Origin of the sequence: Nitrosomonas communis, assembly GCF_900114745.1 — a bacterium.
GTDB classification, from domain to species: Bacteria; Pseudomonadota; Gammaproteobacteria; order Burkholderiales; family Nitrosomonadaceae; genus Nitrosomonas; species Nitrosomonas communis_A.
The window spans coordinates 1-20,686 of the sequence record NZ_FOUB01000005.1 but is presented as its reverse complement, the minus strand read 5'-3'; the positions used below and the strand labels follow the sequence as shown (position 1 = coordinate 20,686).

The 20,686-nt window shown below is 43.2% G+C and carries 27 protein-coding genes; 11 read left to right on the top strand and 16 right to left on the bottom strand.

Annotation, left to right across the window (positions count from 1 at the left end):
* Nucleotides 1–207 precede the first annotated feature (207 nt).
* The 3 genes from BM122_RS03340 to BM122_RS03330 form a co-directional block, all read right to left on the bottom strand.
* Nucleotides 208–636 carry a c-type cytochrome gene (locus BM122_RS03340; RefSeq protein ID WP_143083301.1) on the bottom strand — a complete coding sequence of 143 codons (429 nt, stop codon included), beginning with the start codon at nt 634–636 and terminating at the stop codon, nt 208–210.
* A 126-nt stretch (nt 637–762) separates the two neighbouring features.
* On the bottom strand, nt 763–1,230 hold the full coding sequence (locus BM122_RS03335) for a DUF411 domain-containing protein (RefSeq protein ID WP_074903647.1): 468 nt from the start codon (nt 1,228–1,230) through the stop codon (nt 763–765).
* On the bottom strand, nt 1,227–1,694 hold the full coding sequence (locus BM122_RS03330) for a cupredoxin domain-containing protein (protein ID WP_074903646.1): 468 nt from the start codon (nt 1,692–1,694) through the stop codon (nt 1,227–1,229). The genes BM122_RS03335 and BM122_RS03330 overlap by 4 nt, the downstream gene beginning before the upstream one ends.
* 173 nt (nt 1,695–1,867) lie before the next feature.
* Between BM122_RS03330 and ttcA the strand changes: the two genes are divergently transcribed.
* Nucleotides 1,868–2,776, top strand: coding sequence for a tRNA 2-thiocytidine(32) synthetase TtcA (gene ttcA, locus BM122_RS03325; RefSeq protein ID WP_074903645.1), 909 nt, complete (start codon nt 1,868–1,870; stop codon nt 2,774–2,776).
* An 11-nt stretch (nt 2,777–2,787) separates the two neighbouring features.
* Here the strand turns inward: ttcA and BM122_RS03320 are convergent, their stop codons facing one another.
* The 5 genes from BM122_RS03320 to BM122_RS22180 form a co-directional block, all read right to left on the bottom strand.
* Complete coding sequence (locus BM122_RS03320; protein WP_074903643.1) at nt 2,788–3,174, bottom strand: DUF2784 domain-containing protein; 387 nt, start codon at nt 3,172–3,174, stop codon at nt 2,788–2,790.
* An 11-nt stretch (nt 3,175–3,185) separates the two neighbouring features.
* Nucleotides 3,186–3,725, bottom strand: a complete 540-nt coding sequence (locus tag BM122_RS03315) for a TlpA family protein disulfide reductase (protein WP_074903641.1) — start codon at nt 3,723–3,725, stop codon at nt 3,186–3,188.
* A 42-nt stretch (nt 3,726–3,767) separates the two neighbouring features.
* Nucleotides 3,768–5,702 (bottom strand): protein-disulfide reductase DsbD, encoded by a 1,935-nt coding sequence (dsbD, locus tag BM122_RS03310; RefSeq protein WP_074903823.1) that lies wholly within the window; start codon nt 5,700–5,702, stop codon nt 3,768–3,770.
* A gap of 49 nt (nt 5,703–5,751) precedes the next feature.
* Complete coding sequence (gene cutA, locus BM122_RS03305; protein WP_074903639.1) at nt 5,752–6,075, bottom strand: divalent-cation tolerance protein CutA; 324 nt, start codon at nt 6,073–6,075, stop codon at nt 5,752–5,754.
* A gap of 660 nt (nt 6,076–6,735) precedes the next feature.
* Nucleotides 6,736–6,924, bottom strand: coding sequence for a hypothetical protein (locus BM122_RS22180; RefSeq protein WP_143083300.1), 189 nt, complete (start codon nt 6,922–6,924; stop codon nt 6,736–6,738).
* A gap of 160 nt (nt 6,925–7,084) precedes the next feature.
* On the opposite strand from BM122_RS22180, the gene BM122_RS24800 reads away from it, so the two are divergent.
* Together BM122_RS24800 and BM122_RS03290 are read left to right on the top strand one after the other, a co-directional pair.
* Nucleotides 7,085–7,426: a hypothetical protein gene (locus tag BM122_RS24800; RefSeq protein ID WP_256211857.1), complete on the top strand. Its 342-nt coding sequence runs from the start codon at nt 7,085–7,087 to the stop codon at nt 7,424–7,426.
* Between the two features lie 248 nt (nt 7,427–7,674).
* Entirely contained in the window at nt 7,675–8,142 is a 468-nt protein-coding gene (locus BM122_RS03290) for a hypothetical protein (RefSeq protein WP_143083298.1), read from the top strand.
* A 216-nt stretch (nt 8,143–8,358) separates the two neighbouring features.
* Here BM122_RS03290 and BM122_RS22170 read toward each other — a convergent pair whose 3' ends face one another.
* Nucleotides 8,359–8,574: a calponin homology domain-containing protein gene (locus tag BM122_RS22170; RefSeq protein ID WP_143083297.1), complete on the bottom strand. Its 216-nt coding sequence runs from the start codon at nt 8,572–8,574 to the stop codon at nt 8,359–8,361.
* Between the two features lie 144 nt (nt 8,575–8,718).
* Here BM122_RS22170 and BM122_RS03285 point away from each other — a divergent pair, with 144 nt between their 5' ends.
* A complete protein-coding gene (locus tag BM122_RS03285; RefSeq protein ID WP_074903635.1) occupies nt 8,719–9,507 on the top strand; it encodes a carbonic anhydrase family protein in 789 nt (262 codons plus the stop codon).
* A gap of 136 nt (nt 9,508–9,643) precedes the next feature.
* On the opposite strand, the gene BM122_RS03280 is transcribed toward BM122_RS03285, so the two are convergent.
* Both BM122_RS03280 and BM122_RS03275 read right to left on the bottom strand, forming a co-directional pair.
* On the bottom strand, nt 9,644–10,780 hold the full coding sequence (locus tag BM122_RS03280; RefSeq protein WP_074903633.1) for a PilT/PilU family type 4a pilus ATPase: 1,137 nt from the start codon (nt 10,778–10,780) through the stop codon (nt 9,644–9,646).
* Between the two features lie 140 nt (nt 10,781–10,920).
* Nucleotides 10,921–11,964, bottom strand: a complete 1,044-nt coding sequence (locus tag BM122_RS03275) for a type IV pilus twitching motility protein PilT (protein WP_074903632.1) — start codon at nt 11,962–11,964, stop codon at nt 10,921–10,923.
* A gap of 219 nt (nt 11,965–12,183) precedes the next feature.
* On the opposite strand from BM122_RS03275, the gene BM122_RS03270 reads away from it, so the two are divergent.
* Nucleotides 12,184–12,900 (top strand): YggS family pyridoxal phosphate-dependent enzyme, encoded by a 717-nt coding sequence (locus BM122_RS03270; protein ID WP_074903630.1) that lies wholly within the window; start codon nt 12,184–12,186, stop codon nt 12,898–12,900.
* Here BM122_RS03270 and BM122_RS03265 read toward each other — a convergent pair.
* From BM122_RS03265 to rsmD, 3 genes are read right to left on the bottom strand one after another with little or no spacing between them, the layout of a single operon-like run.
* On the bottom strand, nt 12,869–13,138 hold the full coding sequence (locus BM122_RS03265) for a YfhL family 4Fe-4S dicluster ferredoxin (RefSeq protein WP_074903629.1): 270 nt from the start codon (nt 13,136–13,138) through the stop codon (nt 12,869–12,871). The genes BM122_RS03270 and BM122_RS03265 overlap by 32 nt on opposite strands.
* A gap of 18 nt (nt 13,139–13,156) precedes the next feature.
* Nucleotides 13,157–13,636, bottom strand: coding sequence for a pantetheine-phosphate adenylyltransferase (gene coaD / locus BM122_RS03260; RefSeq protein ID WP_074903627.1), 480 nt, complete (start codon nt 13,634–13,636; stop codon nt 13,157–13,159).
* The gene (gene rsmD, locus BM122_RS03255) at nt 13,629–14,192 is read right to left on the bottom strand and encodes a 16S rRNA (guanine(966)-N(2))-methyltransferase RsmD (protein ID WP_371264887.1); all 564 of its coding nucleotides are present in this window, start codon (nt 14,190–14,192) and stop codon (nt 13,629–13,631) included. Before rsmD ends, coaD begins: the two co-directional genes overlap by 8 nt.
* 163 nt (nt 14,193–14,355) lie before the next feature.
* Here rsmD and BM122_RS03250 point away from each other — a divergent pair, with 163 nt between their 5' ends.
* The 6 genes from BM122_RS03250 (at nt 14,356) to BM122_RS23955 (ending at nt 19,826) form a co-directional block, all read left to right on the top strand.
* Nucleotides 14,356–15,603: a lipoprotein-releasing ABC transporter permease subunit gene (locus tag BM122_RS03250; protein ID WP_074903622.1), complete on the top strand. Its 1,248-nt coding sequence runs from the start codon at nt 14,356–14,358 to the stop codon at nt 15,601–15,603.
* Nucleotides 15,596–16,270, top strand: coding sequence for a lipoprotein-releasing ABC transporter ATP-binding protein LolD (gene lolD / locus BM122_RS03245; protein WP_074903620.1), 675 nt, complete (start codon nt 15,596–15,598; stop codon nt 16,268–16,270). Before BM122_RS03250 ends, lolD begins: the two co-directional genes overlap by 8 nt.
* Nucleotides 16,271–17,274: 1,004 nt before the next feature.
* Nucleotides 17,275–18,867: an FAD-binding oxidoreductase gene (locus BM122_RS03235; RefSeq protein WP_177198032.1), complete on the top strand. Its 1,593-nt coding sequence runs from the start codon at nt 17,275–17,277 to the stop codon at nt 18,865–18,867.
* A gap of 77 nt (nt 18,868–18,944) precedes the next feature.
* Complete coding sequence (locus BM122_RS03230) at nt 18,945–19,268, top strand: DUF4156 domain-containing protein (RefSeq protein WP_074903615.1); 324 nt, start codon at nt 18,945–18,947, stop codon at nt 19,266–19,268.
* Between the two features lie 28 nt (nt 19,269–19,296).
* Complete coding sequence (locus BM122_RS23960) at nt 19,297–19,539, top strand: alpha/beta hydrolase family protein (protein WP_074903613.1); 243 nt, start codon at nt 19,297–19,299, stop codon at nt 19,537–19,539.
* 8 nt (nt 19,540–19,547) lie between these two features.
* Nucleotides 19,548–19,826: a prolyl oligopeptidase family serine peptidase gene (locus tag BM122_RS23955; RefSeq protein WP_074903612.1), complete on the top strand. Its 279-nt coding sequence runs from the start codon at nt 19,548–19,550 to the stop codon at nt 19,824–19,826.
* Nucleotides 19,827–19,922: 96 nt separating this feature from the next.
* Here BM122_RS23955 and BM122_RS24795 read toward each other — a convergent pair whose 3' ends face one another.
* On the bottom strand, nt 19,923–20,159 hold the full coding sequence (locus BM122_RS24795; protein ID WP_083398310.1) for a hypothetical protein: 237 nt from the start codon (nt 20,157–20,159) through the stop codon (nt 19,923–19,925).
* A 79-nt stretch (nt 20,160–20,238) separates the two neighbouring features.
* Nucleotides 20,239–20,592, bottom strand: a complete 354-nt coding sequence (locus BM122_RS03210; protein WP_218151973.1) for a transposase — start codon at nt 20,590–20,592, stop codon at nt 20,239–20,241.
* Between the last annotated feature and the right edge of the window lie 94 nt (nt 20,593–20,686).

Genomic DNA, 20,686 nt, shown 5'->3' with positions numbered 1-20,686 from the left:
TCCGCTCGCAGCTACTTATTCCATTTCCAAATCAAAAATCACGCGAAGGCAAGCCGCAGACAGTGTAAATTATACGGCAAGGTGAAACCGACAAAGTCAGTTTTGATGTAGAAATGGAATAACTATCTATTTAACGCACGCTTAAGAAAAACAGAAGCCAGACTGCTTTTTTATCGAAGTCAGTTTGCTTATGCTTAATAAAACAAATTATTGCCGATGCTCAATTCGTTTATACCAAGTATCATATACTTCATTCGGCCATAAAGACTTAATCCAAACAAGAATATCATCTATTTCCTGTTCTGTAAGTTTACCTTCCCAGCCGGGCATACGGCCCTCTCCAGGAGGGCCACCCTTTAAAATAAAACGTTTCAATTCCTCAGTCGAATGATGCCAAGCATGCGCCGTGCCATCCAAAGGAGGCGGCGGGTACCGCCCATTTTCCAATGGCTTCCTCCAATTGGGTGTTGCTTCAGCATTTGGTCCATGACAAACAGCACAATTCTCGCGGAAAATTGCCCGCCCTCGAGTAATCTGGGCGGGATCAAAATTTCGCTCAACTATTTCAGTCTGTCCTTGCTGGATCTGCTGCAGAAGCTTATTGGCAGTAGAAATAGAATCGGTACAACCCGACATTAAAATAAATCCACTTATCGCTAATGTCGGCAGCAAACACTTTTTCTTTTCAAGCCACATAAGCATATAAAAAAGCAAAAATCTTTTAGTTGTAATAAAGACTTATCCGATTTTACTTATAGCTTTTTATTTAGAAGGATAGCTGCTATAAACGGCGGCATCACGTCGTTGATCGCCTTTTTGTTTGACCAGAAGCACATCGTAAGGATCGCTACGTGCGCCTTCCATACCCGGGGAACCATGGGGCATATCAGGAACTGCCAGGCCAACAGCTTGAGGGCGCTCTCGCAGAAGCCGCTTGATATCGCGTGCAGGAACATGACCTTCAATGGCGTAGCCGTTGACCAAGGCGGTATGGCAAGAGCCTAAAGAAGGAGAGATACCTGCGCGCGCTCTTGCCTCTTTATTACCAACATCATGTGTATTAACAGTAAACCCATTATCTCTCAGATGATCAACCCATTTTGAGCAACAGCCACATGTCGGGCTTTTATAAACTTCAACTGTCTCAGCAGCGAAAGTCGACAATGCTGTTAAGGCTAATGCACCTGCCATCATCGATTTCAACAAAGATCGATTAATTTGTATTCTCATTTCATCTCCACATATATCTTGCCGCGCATCCCTTTGAAATGTCCAGGATAACCACAAGCAAAATTAACTATACCACTTTCTGTAAAATGCCATACGAGCTCTTTTTGCTCACGTGGCAGCATATCAACAGAGTTGGGACCTTCACTGATTAAGCCAGGGTTTGAACGCATCATTTGGGCGTGCTTCTTTAAATTTTCCAATGAATCAATAACCATTTCATGTCGCCTCATACCTTCATTCTTAACAATAAATTTGATAGTTTCACCTTGTTTCACATTAATCCTGGAAGGTAAAAAGTGATTATCCATTGTCTTTATTTCTATCGTACGTGTCACGTTGACAGGATCACCTGGCTTACCAATGATCGAAGGATTTATACCATGTTGATTGTGATTCAAACCAGCCGATACACTCACCACCCAGAACATCATAAACGCGAAGAATACTGTTATACGCTTCTTCATATAATTCTGTCCTCTGTGCTCATGGTACAAAACTGTGATTTTAAATCCAATTGTTAGAACGCGTCACTGTTTTATTGTTCCAGCTGTTAAACTATTTATCTTTAATTTGTGGCGACAATAGTGATATAACCCATAAGGTATTTTAGAACTTTCACACTACAACATTTCTTATGATGGAACCCTTATCCAAAAAAGTGCAATATAACACCAACAAACTTCGTAAACGATTACGTCGCCTGGTAGGCACGGCCATCTTTGATTTTAATATGATCGAACCCGGTGACCGGGTGATGGTTTGTTTATCGGGGGGGAAAGATAGCTACGCGCTGCTCGATATTTTGCGCAATCTTCAGGCACATGCTCCCTTGGATTTTGAACTGATTGCCGTCAACCTGGATCAGAAACAACCTGGTTTCCCTGAGCATGTACTACCGGAATATCTCACTCAAATTGGCATGCCATTTCGCATTGTTGAGCAGGATACCTATAGTGTAGTCAAACGGGTGATTGCTGAAGGGAAAACCACATGCAGTTTATGTTCCCGTTTACGCCGCGGCGTACTTTATCGTGTGGCAACTGAACTTGGCGCGACCAAAATAGCTTTGGGTCATCATAGAGACGACATACTCGAAACTTTTTTCCTCAACATGTTTTATGGCGGCAAGCTTAAAGCAATGCCGCCCAAGCTCATTAGTGATGACGGTCATCATATCGTTATTCGCCCATTGGCCTATTGCAAAGAAAAGGATCTAGCAACTTACGCTGAAATTGAGAATTTTCCAATTATTCCCTGTAACTTGTGTGGTTCCCAAAAAAATATGCAACGCCAGGTAATCAAAGAAATGATGCAGCAATGGGATAAAAAATTCCCGGGAAGACTTGAAACGATGTTTACTGCGCTTCAGAATGTGCAATTATCTCACTTAGCAGACAATGCGCGCTATGATTTCCAAGAGCTCAAACCAAATGGTACTCCCATTGCTGATGGGGATAAGGCTTTTGATGAAGAAATATTTGAACCACCGATTGCAGAGCTCCTTCCTCTGACCAAAAATAACTTAAACGAAATAGAAAGTGATTAGACCTCAAATCACTAGCGCTTAAACTTGAATTTTCTGGGAATATCTGGTGGAACAAACTTGAAAGTGATAGCAACTAAAAGCGCAAATACTACATAGCTTGCCGTGAGTACGCCTTCAGGAAAATCATAATATAGCATTCGATGTAACCAGTACTGGATAAAGCTTTGCTCTGATTTGATTCCACGCAACTCGTTTTCCCAACTCGTCAGCGGGCAAATAATACCTATCAGCGACTCACCCACAACAAACAGTATGGCTGCAAGATGGGTGAGTCGAAATACAAAATTTCGGGCAAATTTTAGATGCAGCCACTCACCCATCCAAATAAGAGGAAGACTAGCCACAACGAATAGCACGAACAAAAAATGAATGATCAATATAATGTCCGCTAACTGCATCCCTTCCAAAGTTATAGCAAAGGTTTCAGTACTTTTTCGACTTTATCCATGTGGATGCGGCCTAAATGAGTATCAACAATTTCTCCCGTACGATTGATCATCACTGTGTAAGGTAGCGCACCTTGCGGATTACCCATTGCCTCTGCGAGTGAAAAAGCATCTAAATCCCCCACCACGACAGGATAATTAATAGCAAATTCTTTACTAAACGCGTCTACCCTTTCTTTTTGATCGATAGCAATGCCTACTACAACCAACCCCTGTTCGCGAAATTTATCTTGTGTTTCAATAAATTCTGGTATTTCTTCACGACAGGGTGTGCACCAGGTAGCCCAGAAATTTACGAGCAACACATTTCCGCGCCATTGAGAGAAAGACTGCGTATTGCCTTCGATATCTGGCAAATTAGCAGAAAAGAACGCTTCCACACCCGCTTGCTTTTCGGTGCCACTCAACTGTGGGTTCATCTGATAAGACTTGAACATAAATCCTGCAGTTATCGCTCCAAAAGCGATAGCAACATAAAGCAACCACTTGCCTAGCTTTGACATGCAATCTTTCCTTGTTGATAAATAAACGGTAAGTCAGATAGGCTAAATCAATACTGCATTCAATACAGTTAGAAAATCTTCCTTATTAAGATAGCCAATAATTTTGATGTTCGGTACCTCGTTCCCTTGATGGTCAAGAAATAGAATTCCGGGCGGACCAAACAGTTTGAAACGTTTCAGTAGCGCTGCATCATCCGGTGTTCCGGCAGTCACATCTACTTGCAATAAAACCACATCTTTCAGCCGAGCCTGCACGCTTGCATCAGTAAATGTGAAGCGCTCCATTTCCTTGCAGGAGATACACCAGTCAGCATAAAAATCCACCATAATGTATTTATTTTTTGATTGCTGGATAACCTCATCAAGCTCAGCAATTGTTTTTATCCGCTGAAATGGCAGATGGTCAGCTTGATTTAATCCCGCAGACTGCACCGTTTCATTGTTTCCTGCACCAGCAATACTCAATTTTGAGAGAGGCTGCAGAATATCCCGGCTGCCAGACAACACGCCGATCAAAAAGGCAATCCCGGTCAGTAACGTAATGACTCCTATGCCTTTAAGAAATTTTCTGAAGCCAGATGCTCTTTCAGGTAGTGGATCGATCGCATGCAGATAAATCGCTGAGATGATGAGTAGCGCAGCCCATAGCAACATATGAGCGACTTCAGAAATCACCGGTGATATCAGCCAGATAGCAACCGCCAATAACAGAACACCGAAAAATTGCTTGATTGACTCCATCCATGGGCCTGATTTAGGTAGCAACGCACCCGCTGAAGCACCCAATAATAGCAGCGGTACACCCATACCCAGTGCCATCATAAATAATGACGAGCCACCCAATACGACATCGCGAGTCTGACTGATATAGAGCAGCGCACCGGCAAGGGGAGCAGCTACACAAGGACTGACAATCAAGGCAGACAACGCTCCCATGCCAAAGACACCAGATAAATGCCCTCCTCTCAAATGTCCAGCTTCTTCTGAAAGCTTGCTCTGGAGAAAACTAGGTAGCTGCAATTCATAAAAGCCAAACATCGAAAAAGCTAGTAGGATAAAGATCAGCGCAAAGGTACCTAGTACCCAGGCGTTTTGCAAAGCCGCAGATAGCATCGCTCCTGATAAGCCGGCCGCAATGCCTGCAATGGCATAAGCAATCGCCATTCCCAGGACATAAGCCAGCGCAAGAATAAGGCCACGTCGCTTGGTAAGATGCTGACTTCTATTGGCAATGATGCCGGATAAAATTGGAAACATGGGAAAAACGCATGGCGTAAAAGCAAGCAACAAGCCTATGCCAAAAAAACCGGTCAATATCAACCAGAAATTACCACTCGCAAACATTTGCTCGATTTTGTACGACTCAGTTTCAATGGCTGGTAAGCCTGCGGGTGTTTGGAACAATTCTGCAGCAGCATCCACATTCGCAGCCGCTGCACTGCTACTAATCGTCTCAGCAACTGTATTTAAAGCTGTTTTGATTGTCGGCAGGGTAATATCGCTTTCTTTTTTGATCGGTGCATAGCACACACCAACCGGTTCATTACATCCCTGATAAGTTGCGGCAAGAGAAAGCTGGTTTGCAGCTGGCACCTCTCGTTTTAATGAAATAACTGCCTGGATAGGCTGATAATAAACTTCCGTCTTACCAAAGGTCTGATCCTCCTTCATCTTGCCGGGTGGTAATGTGATTTTTTCTATATGGATACCATCACTTTTCGGCTCAAAGGTAATTTTATCGCGATAAAGGTAATAGTCTTTTGCAGGAATAAGATTGGCAATGAGCGTACGCTCATCTCGCACCTCGATTGAAAATTTAAATGCCTCATCCGGAGGCAGCAACTCCTGTTCTGCTTGCCCAAAGCTCGCACCTAATTTCTGCAAGACCGATAGTACGCTGGAGCGTTTTTCTTCTTCAGCCACTACATTTGTGCTAATAAGAATAAATAAAATCAAAAAAAATTGAATTAAACGCATAGGAATTAAACGCATAGCTGACCCAAATTTGTTTTTTTATATTGCTAATTCAAGAATGATCGGTCACTTCACCGGCAACCCACTGCATATATGCAGGCAATCCCAACTTTACAGGGACTGCAATAATCTCAGGGAGTTCATAAGGATGGATGGCTTTAATGATTTCTTCCACCATCGTATAATGTTTGGCTAATGTTTTGATTAAGACAGGTATTTCATTGCTTATTTCAGTCTCTCCCTGCCATCGGTATATTGAAGTGGATTCGGCCAAAATATTGATGCACGCTGCAGCTCGACGTTCAATGAGTTTTTGAGCAAGCGTTAACGCGCTCGTTTTGTCAGGAAAATTGGTGATAATAAGTATAACTTCCATTTTGTCTCACACACAGGAAGATTCACAAGCCTTTTATTCTTTTTTTATACTAAACTCAAATTACTTTGACTATACAGGAATCTATCAAGTTTATAATAACTGATAGAAATTAATATATAAGATAACCCCATATGATTAAAAGACTATTTTTATTGATTCAATTCCTTTCATTGATTGCACCCGTCGGTATCTTTTTTACGTATATCATAATGGATGAAGGCGATCAATTCACTTATGAGCATTATTGGGTAACAGGGATGAGTTTTATTCCTTTTTTGTTCACTTTACTACTAAAAAGCGTATTTCTGAGTAATATTAAAAAATAATATCTCTTGAATTCAAGTAATAAGTACATAACCCACCAATTTTTCAGCATCTGTGCCTGACAATTCGCGGAACATCTCGTAAGGCGTCCTAAACCCCAGGCGCTTTCTTAGCCTGCTGTTAAGTTTGTGGACAGCCCCGATACCTGCTGGGCAGTCACATCCAGCAGCCCTATTGCTTTGGGAAGTATTGGCGTAACAGCCTATTGGCGTTCTCATTCTGACCACGCTCTCACGAGTGATAGGGTTTGGCAAAATAGGTTTCACATTCAAGAGTATTCGCTACTTCTTCATGCTTAGCGGACTCCTTGCCATTGTCAAAGGTGAGGGTATGCACCTAATCCTTGAATATCCCCAGCAGGGTAATGATACCGCATATCACCTCCTCTGCAGTTTTGTGTGCCACTGGTAGGGCAAGATGTAGCTTGGATTTGCGCTCGTCCAGCGTGACTAATGCGCCCTTGTGTCCTTGGCCCATCATGGTGTCTGCTTCCCAGTCACCTAACCGTTCTCGTCGGTTTGCCACCTCGGGGCGTCTATCAATGTCTATCCGATTAGGAATGCCCTTGCGGCAGCCTGTGATACTGCCATAGCGTTTGCGGTATTTTTTTGCATAGTAGCCGTAAGTTCAGGTATAGCTGACCGCCTGCCTGTTTATCCTTCAGGATATGCTGATAGATGGTTTCATGGCAGGCACTCTTCTTACCTTCCCGTTTCAGCCTGCCACTGATCTGCTCGGGACTCTACTACTGCTGAAGCAGCATGTCGATATGACACGTCAGCTCCATTGTCATTTTAATGGCTTTGGGTTTGTTTGTATGGCGTTGTTTGGCCTTCCTGTTCGCCTGCATATGGCGGTAACCGCGCTGCCCTGTGTTCCGTGCAAGTTCTCGGCTAATGGTGGATTGAGAACAGTTCATATCCCGCGCTATCCGATTCTGCAAATCCCCTTATTTCAGGCGCATTTCGATATAATTCCTCTGCGCAAGGGTAAGTTGTGCATAAGCCATAAGGTCTCCCGTCAGTAGTATGTCGGAATACCTTTTACCATATCTTGCTCTTGATTGCTTCGGCTGACAAGCATTCCGGCTTGATAAAAGGGTTATGCACTTATGATACAAATTTACCACTTAAAATTTCATTTAGTCTGTTTAAGACTATTCCATCTTCACATTTTATTTAGCTTAGGTAATGTACTTTATACAAAAGCAAAGATATAGATGAGCAAGAACAGAGAAGGAGTTTGTTAATGCAACAATTTTTACTAGCCAGGTATATGCTGATCGGTATTACTCTCTGGCCTCATACGACTGTCGCTAATCCAGCTTTAGCTGATTATGATCATTGCTTAAAAGCCTCTGTACAAAATAGCAATCAAAAACATGAATTGAGAAATCAGTGCGAGGAAGCCTCTCCTGATGACAATTCAAATGTGATAACGCTTCCCTCTGATGCGGTGAATAAGATCAAGATTGCTGCCGGTTTCGGTTGGGGAATCTTTAATGGCAGCATTTATAACGGCAATAAAGATTACGCTATCGAACGAGTCATTATAAAGCTGATTCCCTCACAGATAATAGGTACATCCTCTGAAATTCCGCTTGAAACGAAGGAATACCGCATCGATGTGACAGTACTGCCCTTATCCAAAGGTGCGCTTTCCATGGTTTTGGATTCGGATGGCACCCAAGAATTCGAATGGCGCTTAGTCAATATTCTGGGACGAAAGATAAATATAAATTGACAGCATTGCTCCTGCTTCCTCATTTTGATTTCACTATTTTTACTTTATTTCTTTACCAGGGAGAAAAGTTCTATGTTTATTAAAAAGTTGTTCTGGTAGAAGTATTGCTGAGCTGTTAGGACTAAAGATGTTGTATTTGTAGCCGATCATGTCACTTGAACGGAAAATTAGTCACATAGGTTAAGAGGAAGATAAATGAAGGGCTTAGAGAGCTAATTATTTACCATTTAAGTATTTATTTTTATATATTTTTTTAATACACAAGGGCTTTATTATGTTTACTAAAGTTTTGTTAATTGTCGCACTAAGTTTCAGTATTTCGTGTTTCGCAGCAGACACGGCAAAAGATAAACCCAATACATCTAATACATCCAATTCATCCACAAACATCAATAATCTGATACTACCAGCACAGCAATCTGATTCATCCACTAAAAAAGAAATCTCAGAATCGTCAAAAGAAACCGATTCAGGTTCAGAACAAGAATCATCCCATCCAAAAAAGCAATCCCCAATGGTTGATTACTGCAGAGAACATACTTGCTAATCTCATAACTAGTTACCGCCGGAGTGATCATGAAAAGAAAATTACTAAATAATTTATTCGCTGCTGTCATTATATCCTGCGCAACAAGTGCTTTTTCAGAAACACCTCATTGGGATCATGGAGAGCAAGCAACATGGTGGTCCCTGCAAGATACCTCTCAAACACCACCGTTAAGTTTTCCCTTTGCTGAATGCGGTGTAGGGCAGCACCAATCTCCTGTTGATTTGGCTTCTGCAAAAATTGATCAGACCCAGGTTAATCCAATGGAAATATTGTATTCTATTGATACGCCAGATTTTTTCAATACCGGTCATGCAGTACAAGTCAATACATCCACCCATTACACGGGTAAGCTTAAGATTGGAGAAGAATCGTTCCCGTTAACCCAATTTCATTTTCATGAGCCTAGCGAACATGTCGTGGGCGCGACAACTTTTCCAGCTGAATTGCACTATGTTCATGTTAAAAGTGATGGTAGACTTGCCGTTTTGGCAGTTGCAATCAATGTAGGAGAGGAAAACGCAACATTTCAAACCATTCTAGATAATACACCGCCTGATTCAGGAGGCAAAAAACAAAATTCTGGCTTGCAAATCGACCCTGCGGCGTTACTACCAAAACTTGAGCAGCCAATCAAGTACTATACTCTAGCCGGATCTTTAACCACGCCGCCCTGTAGCGAAGGTGTTCAATGGTATATTCTGCCCCAAGTGATCACTATTTCAGATGCACAACTTACTCAATTAAAAAGCTTCTACACAAATAATAATCGTTTACCTCAAAATATAAATGGTCGATCTATACTGACAGCACAATAATTCTGTACTATGAGTTAGATATCTCAATACTAAATAATCGGTTTGCTGTTGAGAGGTAATCCTAAACGGCGGTTTGGCGAAAGCCAAACCGCCGGAAACTTTCTAAATCACAATAATGAGTTTACTTCGCTATAAATCAGGTAATCGTCAAGTGCTCAATACCTTCATTGATGTTTTTGTGCTGGGCTTCTGAGCTGTGCAGTTTTATTTGCAAGCGTAGTTCATTCATGGAATCTGCATTTCTGAGCGCATCCTCATAACTGATCAGGCCCGCCTCGTAAAGCTCAAATAACGCCATATCAAAAGTTTGCATACCGAGCTCTCGCGATTTCTTCATGATCTCTTTAATTTCATGTACTTCACCTTTAAAAATCAGATCTGAGATCAATGGGGAATTCAGCATCACCTCAATTGCTGCCACCCGCCCTTTCCCTTCTTTCCTGGGAATCAGCCGTTGCGCGATCAATGCTCTCAAATTTAATGATAAATCCATCAGCAACTGTGCTCGCCGTTCTTCTGGAAAGAAATTAATAATGCGGTCAAGCGCCTGGTTGGCACTATTGGCGTGCAGTGTCCCCATGCATAAGTGGCCCGTCTCGGCAAAAGCAATTGCATGCTCCATTGTTTCACGATCACGAATTTCACCAATCAAAATGAGATCGGGCGCCTGGCGCAAGGTATTCTTAAGTGCTGCTTCCCAGGAATCAGTATCCACGCCAACTTCTCGTTGCGTGATGACGCAGTTAATATGCTCATGCACATATTCTACTGGGTCTTCAATAGTGATGATATGGCCATAGCTGTTCTGATTACGGTGACCGATCAAGGCGGCAAGCGATGTCGATTTGCCTGAGCCGGTACCTCCTACAAAAATAACCAAACCGCGCTTGCTCATCACCACATCTTTTAGCACAAGCGGCAAACCCAAATCATCAAATTTTGGAATTTGTGTGGTAATCGTGCGGATCACGAGACCCACCCGCTGTTGTTGAATGAATGCATTCACACGAAATCGTCCGATTCCCGCTGGATGAATAGCAAAATTGCACTCCTTGGTCGCTGCAAACTCTGCCGCCTGCTTGTCATTCATGATGGCGCGCGCCAGTTCCACCGTGTGCTGGGGGGAAAGCTGCTGCTGGGATACGGGTGTCATGTTTCCGTCAATTTTAAACGCAGGCGGATAGCCAGCTGTGATAAACAAATCGGAAGCCTTTTTGCTAAGCATTAAACGCAGCAAATCGTGCATAAATTTTGTTGCCTGCTCTTGTTCCATGATAAATTTTAGTATCCTTTCCTATTATTATTCCATTTCTAAATCAAAAATGACGCGAAGGCGAGCCGCAGACAGTATCAATAATACGGCAAGGTAAAGCCGACAAAATCAGTTTTGATTTAGAAATGGGATTACGTACATTAACCTCGAAAATTATCCTTGTTCATAGCTTTGGCTCTTGCCTCCGCAATGGAAACGACATTACGCTTCACCAGATCAGTCAGGTTTTGATCGAGTGTTTGCATTCCCACACTCTGACTGGTCTGAATAGTTGAATACATCTGCGCTACTTTTCCCTCCCGGATCAGATTACGGATGGCAGGAGTACCCATCATGATTTCATGCGCTGCGACCCGGCCAGTCCCATCTTTAGTTTTCAACAATGTCTGAGAGATCACTGCTCGCAGGGATTCAGATAGCATGGCACGAACCATTTCCTTTTCCTCCGCAGGAAAAACATCGATAATACGGTCAATGGTTTTGGCTGCGGAACTGGTGTGCAGGGTACCAAATACCAAATGACCTGTTTCTGCCGCCGTCAACGCCAAACGAATCGTCTCCAAATCACGCATCTCACCCACTAAAATAATGTCCGGGTCTTCTCGTAAAGCTGCGCGCAATGCATTAGCGAAATTATGGGTATCTTTTCCGATTTCACGTTGATTGATCAGGCATTTCTTACTTTCATGAACAAACTCGATCGGATCCTCGAGTGTAAGAATATGGCCATACTGATTCTCATTAATATCATCGATCATCGCAGCCAGCGTAGTTGACTTACCAGAACCGGTTGGACCTGTCACCAATACTACGCCTCGCGGTTGCTGCGCAATTTCTGCAAAAATCTTGGGCGCCTTGATCTGTTCCAGTGTTAGCACCTTTGATGGAATCGTCCGCATGACTGAAGCTGCACCCCGATGAGTATTGAATGCATTTACCCGAAAACGCGCTAGATTAGGTACGGCAAAAGAAAAATCACATTCCAGATGCTCTTCATATAATTTGCGCTGACCATCATTCATGATGTCATAAATCATGTCATGGACGTCTTTATGCTCCATGGCTGGCAAATTGATGCGTCGGACATCACCATGCACACGGATCATTGGTGGCATACCCGCAGACAAATGCAAATCAGATGCATTATTCTTGACCACAAAGGCAAGTAGATCTACTATGTTCATTTATGTTTTTCCCTAGATGCTATGAGTAGGTAATGTTGGTCTACACAAATTTCTTCCTGGTTATCCAGCTCAAAGTAACAGCCTGCTTGTTTATAACGGTAGGGATAAATAAAAATTGAGAAGATATTTGGTAGCTGATAGTTAATCTTATCCAGCGCTACTTTTCCCAGCTAGCACTATTTCATTATTTTTTACTGCCATTATTGCCACTAGTAAATCATGACAACAATTGCCACACGTCTGCAAACAGTTAAAATCCATATTGCAGAAGCTGCCAGGAATGCAGGACGACGACCAGAGGATATTCTGTTATTAGCTGCGAGCAAAACCAATCCTCCTGAAAAAGTAAGAGAAGCCTGGGAAGCAGGACAAACAATATTTGGGGAAAACTATCTGCAGGAAGGACTGATAAAAATTCGTGCGCTTGCTGATTTACCCATAGAGTGGCATTTTATTGGCCCGATCCAAAGCAACAAAACCAAACCCATTGCAGAAAACTTTGCCTGGGCACACAGTGTAGATCGAGAAAAAATTGCTGTTCGTTTATCTAATGCGAGACCTGAATCGCTTCCGCCGCTACAAGTCTGTGTACAAGTTAATGTCAGTGGTGAAGTGACCAAAAGTGGTATTGCGCCTGAACAGGCTGCAGAGCTCGCTGCCTTTGTTGATCAGCTTCCTCGTTTAAAATTAAGAGGATTAATGGCGGTACCCGAGCTTACTTCTGCGACTGCACTGCAACGCGAGCAATTCCAAATAATGCGGAAAATCTTTGAGCAGCTCAAAAAGGATGGATTCGAAATCGATACACTATCCATGGGCATGTCTGAAGATATGGATATTGCGATTGCAGAGGGCGCAACGATTGTACGGATAGGTACCGCCATTTTTGGACCGAGACGTTATGCTATTCCTGAGGAGCTCGCCCCGCGTCAGTAATCAACGCATGATATTTAGCTAGTAATTGCTCATGGCTCTCAGTCACATTTGGATGGGTAACAATACAATTGACGGGGCAAACCTCAACACATTGAGGTGTATCATAATGTCCTACACACTCTGTGCATAAATTGGGATTGATCTCATAAATCTCCTCACCTTGCGAAATTGCTTCATTCGGACATTCCGGCTCGCAAACATCACAATTAATACATTCATCAGTAATTAATAATGCCATCTCAACAACCTCAAAAAATCAGTTTTTCATTTTCTTGCGTAACAGCTCTGCAACAAAGGGATGTACGAATTTGTCTGCATCCCCTCCCAACCTGGCAATTTCTCGTACAATCGTTGCAGAAATAAACATATATTGCTCAGATGGGGTTAAAAAAACAGTTTCAACCTCTGGATAAAGCTGACGATTCATTCCCGCCAATTGAAATTCATATTCAAAGTCAGACACAGCACGTAAACCACGCAGAATGATGTGGGCATTTTGTTGCTGCAAAAACACGGTTAATAAACCAGTAAATCCCATCACCTCGATGTTGGGACAATCTTTTAGCACTTCTTGGGCCATTTGAATACGATCAGCCAAGGAAAAAAAAGGAGCTTTGCCACTATCGGCAGCAACTGCCACGATAACATGTTTAAACAATTTTGCGGCACGGCGCACCAGATCTTCATGGCCACGCGTTAATGGGTCGAAAGTTCCCGGATATACAGCTTTATCCATTTTTTTTCAATTTCAGCAAGTGATGATAAACCTTGCCTGCCCGGCCACTGCGCCATACAAACCATTGTTCATCCAGATCAAATTTATGATCATTTTCTATATAAACCAAACCGTCTCCTGTCATATGTGAAGGAAGCCGCATTAATAATTCAGGCAGCAGATTAAACTGAAAAGGAGGATCTAAAAATATGACATCATATTGCCTCGCATCAGAGGCAATAAATGCCAGCGCATCCATTTGCACTAATTCTACTTGGATTGCATCCAGCTTCTGCCGGGTAGCGTGCAATTGATGCATTATGCTCCTACTCAACTCTACCATCACGACGTGCTCTGCCCCTCGTGAGGCTGCCTCAAAGCCCATCGCGCCACTTCCGGCAAATAAATCCAAACAATGCTTACCGGTTAAATCCTGTCCCATCCAATTAAATACCGTTTCTCGAACTCGATCAGGTGTTGGCCGTAAATACTTCTCATCAGGAAAAGTGATCACCCGGCTGCGCCACTTGCCGCCAATAATTCGAACCTTTCCTTCTCGCAACATAAAACCAACCACATCAAATTTTGTTTTCTCCTAATCAATTATACTGAAGACGAGAGGTACTTTCTGCAATTTGGCAAAAATTCAGACTTTTTCTGGAAATTTCCTGGCTTTTACTCACCCAGCTTCATTAGAATATATAGCCCATAAGATCTCATTTTCTCCAGGAAAAATATTCGTGTTCCTCTATGAACTGCTAATCGGCTTACGCTATACACGCGCAAAACGGCGCAATCACTTCATCTCTTTTATTTCCTTGATTTCTTTGCTGGGTATCACGCTGGGCATGACCGCACTCATCACGGTCATGTCAGTCATGAATGGCTTTCATAAGGAAATCCGATCACGCATACTCGGTGTTGCTTCGCACGTTCAAATCAGCAGCATTAACGGTACTTTAACTAATTGGCAACAAGTTGCCGACATGGCAAGCAAGCATCCGCAAGTAATCGCAACAGCCCCCTATGTCAGCGCACAAGGCATGCTCTCTCATAATCAGGTAGTACGAGGCATTATTGTGCGTGGGATTTTGCCAGACTATGAAAATCACGTCGCTGATTTCGCGCAAATGATGGTGATGGGAGAACTTAATCAGTTGAAAGCAGGTGAATTCGGTATTGCCATTGGCATCGAACTGGCACGTAGTCTGGGTGCATTCCCGGGCGATAAGATTGTCCTGATCTCTCCACAAGGTCAAGTAACTCCTGCAGGGATGTTACCTCGTCTAAAACAATTCACCGTAACCAGCGTATTTGAAGCCGGCCATTATGAATACGATTCTGGCTTAGCATTAATTCACATGGCAGATGCGCAGAAGCTTTATCGCATGGAACCCAACCAGGTATCGGGGGTGCGACTGAAGCTGGAGGATATGTTTCAGGCACCCCAGGTTGTAAAAGATCTCTCATTGATGGTTTCTGCTGATAACTACATCACTGACTGGACACATCAGCATGCTAATTACTTCCGAGCCATCCAGATCGAAAAGCGCATGCTGTCCTTGATTCTGGCATTAATCATCGCGGTCGCAGCCTTCAATATCGTCTCCACCCTGGTCATGGCCGTAACTGACAAGCAATCAGATATTGCTATCCTGCGCACCTTGGGTGCCAGCCCTGGCAGCATTATGAAAATATTCATTGTGCAGGGAACATTAATTGGTGTCCTTGGCACGGTGCTGGGTCTCATTGGCGGAACACTGCTGGCTTATAACGTGGGAGAAGTGGTTGTGTTCATCGAGCGGCTATTTAGTATTCAGTTTCTCTCACAGGAAGTTTACTACATCAGTGAAATACCCTCTGATCCACAGTTGGATGATATCATGACAGTGGCAGTGGTATCCTTCACCCTTACATTACTTGCAACGCTTTACCCAAGCTACCGTGCATCAAGAGTTAACCCGGCAGAGGCACTGCGCTATGAATAACACCGTCATTTCATGCAAAAATCTCTATAAAAGCTACTTTCAGGGCAAGCTCGAAGTACCCGTCTTGCAAGGTGTCAATCTAACGTTGAGCAAGGGGGAAATGGTGTCGGTGGTTGGTGCATCCGGTTCGGGTAAAAGCACATTACTGCATCTGCTAGGCGGGCTGGACTCACCGACCAAAGGGGAGATTCTGCTGCTGGGTCAAGGCCTCACCACCATTAGCGAAGAGAAAAGATGCCAATTGCGCAATCATTCACTTGGTTTTATTTATCAGTTCCACCATCTGCTTCCCGAGTTCAGCGCCCAGGAAAACGTAGCCATGCCGCTGCTGATACGGCGCATGAATAAACAAGAAGCGATGGAGCGCGCAGCGGAAATGCTGCAGCACGTCGGCCTGAGCCATCGCCTGACTCATACGCCTGGTGAACTTTCTGGAGGAGAGCGTCAGCGGGCAGCCGTAGCGCGAGCATTGGTAACTCAACCAGCCTGTGTGCTGGCCGATGAACCTACTGGCAACCTTGATCGCCACACCGCAGAGGGTGTATTCAATTTGATGCTGGAGCTTAATCGCAAAGTGAATGCCACTCTTGTTATCGTCACGCATGATCCGCAACTTGCCAACCAGGCAGAAAGGGTTTTACAACTGGTTGATGGTGTGCTGGTGTAAACCGCGAGCTTTTTAGGAAAAAAAGTGTCATCAATAGAGTAAAAGGCTATATCAATTTCGTATTGGTTTTAATCCTGTCCTGAAATCAATCATCCATCTCCAGATCAAACTAGCACGAAAACGAGCCATAATGAAATAACCCAGCTTTATCACATGCTGATGCCAGGGTATGACTAATAACCAGGCAATAATGCACGAGCATACGACCTGTACCCCTCTACCATAACACGAAGAAAACAATTTTCCTTGTAATCTGGTTAGCACATTATTAATCTGATCATGGAAAAATTTTTCACCAGAAAAAAATGATAACAATTCAAAATTATTTTTAATGCATAACACATGAACCACGTTAAAGCTAGTTATAATCACGCTGCCTTTCAGGAATGATAAGCAAAGCTAGCTTGACCCGAGCAATAGTCGAAATATTAACTACATCCAACCGCAATGGTGAAGCCATTTTCCGAATTTCGCTGCGGGTTATTGCAATATGGCTTATCAACAAATATGATTCAGCTTGCCCTTGGCATACATTAATAATATGCTAATCTCAAGGTAAGGTAGTGTTCCTTTGTCTTCATCAATATTTAATATATTGTGATAAACAATTTTTGAGATTAACGCTAAAGTTATTTCATTTCTAAATTAAAAATGACGCGAAGGCGAGCTGCCGACAGTATCAATAATATGGCAAGGTGAAACCGACAAAGTCAGTTTTGGTTTAGAAATGAAAATACTTGACAGGCATACCTAGTTCACTCCTGTAAGAATGGCATAGAAAGGGAACGATGTTCTTTGCACGGTTTGAAAAACATATCAGTTTTAATTTGCTTTTACATGACTTCTTATTGCACAGGCCCTCAATTCCTCCCTTTTCTCCGAGTCTGATACTTATTTATCTAGTCAGAAATATCAATTATCTCATTTATAAGAAACTTTTAATCCATATAAAACAGATGCATGCCATCATTCAAAAACTTAGAGAGGCCTACTGCTCAGACGGTGTGGAAGTTCCCGAAATTCTTTTTAACTGTACGCAAAGCCAGCAAAAATACGATCAATATCGTCAAATTTTTAATCGTCTCTTCCAATTTATGCCTACTGCCATTGTGCTATGTGAAACAGCTCAACAGATAAGCGTAGCGGTTAAATTTACCAGTAAACATGCTTTGCCTTTACGTGTACGCTCGGGTGGGCATGATCATGAAGGAGAATGCTGCGGCACTGATACCATTCTGCTCGATCTCTCGAAGATTAATACGGTAGAAATTGATCGTGAGCGCAAGATTGCTCGCATACAGCCTGGTATACGCTTTCAGAGCCTGACCACGGAGCTGGCTAAATGTGATGTCATGATTCCGCATGGCACTTGCGCTACCGTGTGCATAGCAGGCTATACCATGGGTGGAGGCTGGGGTCCCTGGACTCGCAAGTATGGCATGTGCTGCGAAAGTGTCGTCGGGGCTACCCTAGTGCTGGGCGATGGCAGCATACGCGAGCTGAGTATGAATAGTGAAATAGTTGGCGATCAAGAACTGCTGTGGGCCATAAAAGGTGGAGGTGGTTTCAGCTACGGCATAGTGACCGAGTTCGTGATTGAAACCTTTGACCTGCCCGATGAAATGATTAAGTTTCAGGTTGAGTGGAACAAATACCACTATGTCCCAGAAAACAAATTGTTTGCTCTGCGCGATGCCACACCTACTCTGCATGTATTGCAGACATGGGAAAAAGTTATTGCTTCCACCCAGCCAGACGCTAACCAATTAGTAGGCACTAATCTGAAAATTGCCGCTAAGCATGCTAGCGAAGGTGAGCACTTTAACCCCCATACTGTAAGCCATAACTGTATGATGTATGGCTACTGGGAGGGAGATGAAAACAGTTTACAGAAATTTATAGATAAACACTTTAAACACACTGGCATCTACACTGTAACCATAATTGACAAAGCTGGGCGCAAGTACCAAGACTTACCCTATGGTGGTGATCACCTGATGAGTTCTTGGGATCGTTATTCGTTTCACAATATGAATTTGCTGAAACAGGGATTAGAAGGAACGCCATTTCCACCTGATGAAGACCAGCCGGCACCCCACAAAATCACCTCACGTTTAGTGAATAAAGAGGGGCTTGGCACAGAAGGCCACTATAAATTATTGGAAAGTCTCACTTCCCCGCTGGTATTAAGCGGCAATGAACAGCTGGGATTGTTTACTTACATTACCTTAGGGGCTATTGCCGGCAACTATTATCAGCATATCATGACCCTGGAGCAGAAAGATAAAAGTGCCTTTCCTTACAAAGATAAACTCTTCACCATACAATACCAAACCTGGTGGAATGAAACTGAAAAAGAAAAGGAAGAAGGTGAGAATAACCATGTGTATACCCGCGTAAACCAGGCGCTCGACTGGATGGAGGTTTGCCGCGATTATGATATTCCCAATACTTCAGGCGCTTTCATCAGCTTTAAAGATAGTTCAGTACCTACCCAAACTTATTTCGATAAAAGCTACCACCACCTTGTAAAAGTAAAGCGAACCTATGTAAACGATCCTTACAATCACTTCCGTTCGCGCAAAACGATTATGTGACCACCGAAAAAAATGACCCCCCCTATTTTGCGAATAAACTATTCATTAAAATTTTTCCCTTTAACTGAGATAGTGTAATGATAAAAATTCTTATTGCTGTTGGTAGTTGTTTAATACTCTCTTCCTGTACATGGGTTAAGGTTACTACAAAAGGCGAAGGGGTACGCTTGGTACACTCAGCCAAGGCAGTCCAGCCATGCAAAAAAATAGGCAGAGTTGAAACTAAAGTAGTCAGTAAAATAGTGTTTAACCGTAATCAAGAAAAAGTTGCAGATGAACTTGCGGATCTTGCGCGTAATGAAGCGGCGCTAATTAATGGCGACACAATTGTTCCTGTTTCAGAGGTTAATAAGGGAAGACGCAGCTTCGATGTCTACCAATGTTTTCCAACTAAAATGTAATGGTTGACATCTTCATATTAGTCAAGGGATGGTGGATGTCAACCGGCTGGCTATTACCGGCGGCAGTGCTGGCGGCTATGCAACATTGTGCGCGCTCACGTTCTTTAAGCTGTTTAGTGCAGGCGCCAGCTACTATGGCGTCAGCGACCTGGAGGCGTTGGCGCGAGACACGCACAAGTTCGAGTCACGCTACCTGGACGGCCTGGTGGGCCCTTATCCGGAGCGGCGTGACCTTTACCTCGCTCGCCTATTCAATACATCGAGCAATTAGCCTGCCCGTTGATCCTTATCCAAGGGCTCGATGATCTCATCGTGCCGCCTGACCAGTCACAGATGATGTTTGGCGCCTTGCGTAGGCGTGGATTGCCGGTAGCATATGTCACTTCTGTAGGAGAACAGCACGGTTTCGTCAAAGCAGAAAACAACAAGCGTGCACTGAAAGCAGAACTCTATTTCTACTCGCGCATTTTCAAGTTTGAATTGGTAGACGAAATTGTAATCTCAGGGTCAGGCTTTACAATTGACCTCGCTATTCTATTTAATCTTCAACAAGTTTAAATTTCAATAAGAAGTCAAATGGCTAGGTTCTGTTGACATTTTAGCGGAGCCAAATTAATGCTGAGGCAAACCATATAAACTCCATATAATTTTTAGTCATTTTTTCATAGCGTGAAGATATTCTTCTGTAATATTTAATTTTGTTGAAGAAACATTCAACCAAATGACGCTTTTTATAAACGAACTAATCCCAATCTCTTGGGTTAATTTGATTACTGCGCGGCGGAATGACAGGCTCAATGGCTTTTTTAGTGAGCGTTGAATAAAAGCATCGCTATCATAACCCTTATCACCCACCAGGGCAGCCGCACCTTCCGTCATCAGGGCTAACAAATTCTCAGCCTGCCCGATATCGCTGGCTTGAACATCCCGCTGGAATTTTCAAGTATTTTCATTGATTTTTGTACGTATCTCATAGGCACGATTTTGTTTCAGCATTTTGAATATAATGCGGCTGCCGGCCAAGCGAACGAATTGTCTGATTATGTGATTTTCCCTCAATCCGTTTTTTTTCATAGTAACCCTGTGATTCAGGTACGCATTTTCGATGCTTGTCTACAGCGGCCATCATCGCACCTTTAGCTCGTGTATTGACATGTTTCGGTGCTTTTGAGCCTCGAAACTTCCCTGAGCTGTTATCAAGGTTGGCCATCCCCAGATAGAGCGCCAGACTGTGTTCACTGGCAAACTGGTCAATGGTGCCAATCTCACCCGCCAACTCTGAGGCACAGATCACAGTAAACCCCGGAATACTCAGGGCAATCACGCTTAAAAGTGCTTGAAAATAGAATTTAGATAAGGTAATAACATTATCATTTAGATTTTAAATGATAGCAAAGCCAACACCTTCCATTATCCAT

Coding starts and splice junctions, on each gene's coding strand:
- BM122_RS03340 (WP_143083301.1), bottom strand. CDS start 636: ATGTCGGGTTGTACCGATTCTATTTCTACTGCCAATAAGCTTCTGCAG.
- BM122_RS03335 (WP_074903647.1), bottom strand. CDS start 1,230: ATGAGAATACAAATTAATCGATCTTTGTTGAAATCGATGATGGCAGGT.
- BM122_RS03330 (WP_074903646.1), bottom strand. CDS start 1,694: ATGAAGAAGCGTATAACAGTATTCTTCGCGTTTATGATGTTCTGGGTG.
- ttcA (WP_074903645.1), top strand. CDS start 1,868: ATGGAACCCTTATCCAAAAAAGTGCAATATAACACCAACAAACTTCGT.
- BM122_RS03320 (WP_074903643.1), bottom strand. CDS start 3,174: ATGCAGTTAGCGGACATTATATTGATCATTCATTTTTTGTTCGTGCTA.
- BM122_RS03315 (WP_074903641.1), bottom strand. CDS start 3,725: ATGTCAAAGCTAGGCAAGTGGTTGCTTTATGTTGCTATCGCTTTTGGA.
- dsbD (WP_074903823.1), bottom strand. CDS start 5,702: ATGCGTTTAATTCAATTTTTTTTGATTTTATTTATTCTTATTAGCACA.
- cutA (WP_074903639.1), bottom strand. CDS start 6,075: ATGGAAGTTATACTTATTATCACCAATTTTCCTGACAAAACGAGCGCG.
- BM122_RS24800 (WP_256211857.1), top strand. CDS start 7,085: ATGGCAGGCACTCTTCTTACCTTCCCGTTTCAGCCTGCCACTGATCTG.
- BM122_RS03290 (WP_143083298.1), top strand. CDS start 7,675: ATGCTGATCGGTATTACTCTCTGGCCTCATACGACTGTCGCTAATCCA.
- BM122_RS03285 (WP_074903635.1), top strand. CDS start 8,719: ATGAAAAGAAAATTACTAAATAATTTATTCGCTGCTGTCATTATATCC.
- BM122_RS03280 (WP_074903633.1), bottom strand. CDS start 10,780: ATGGAACAAGAGCAGGCAACAAAATTTATGCACGATTTGCTGCGTTTA.
- BM122_RS03275 (WP_074903632.1), bottom strand. CDS start 11,964: ATGAACATAGTAGATCTACTTGCCTTTGTGGTCAAGAATAATGCATCT.
- BM122_RS03270 (WP_074903630.1), top strand. CDS start 12,184: ATGACAACAATTGCCACACGTCTGCAAACAGTTAAAATCCATATTGCA.
- BM122_RS03265 (WP_074903629.1), bottom strand. CDS start 13,138: ATGGCATTATTAATTACTGATGAATGTATTAATTGTGATGTTTGCGAG.
- coaD (WP_074903627.1), bottom strand. CDS start 13,636: ATGGATAAAGCTGTATATCCGGGAACTTTCGACCCATTAACGCGTGGC.
- lolD (WP_074903620.1), top strand. CDS start 15,596: ATGAATAACACCGTCATTTCATGCAAAAATCTCTATAAAAGCTACTTT.
- BM122_RS03230 (WP_074903615.1), top strand. CDS start 18,945: ATGATAAAAATTCTTATTGCTGTTGGTAGTTGTTTAATACTCTCTTCC.
- BM122_RS23960 (WP_074903613.1), top strand. CDS start 19,297: ATGGTGGATGTCAACCGGCTGGCTATTACCGGCGGCAGTGCTGGCGGC.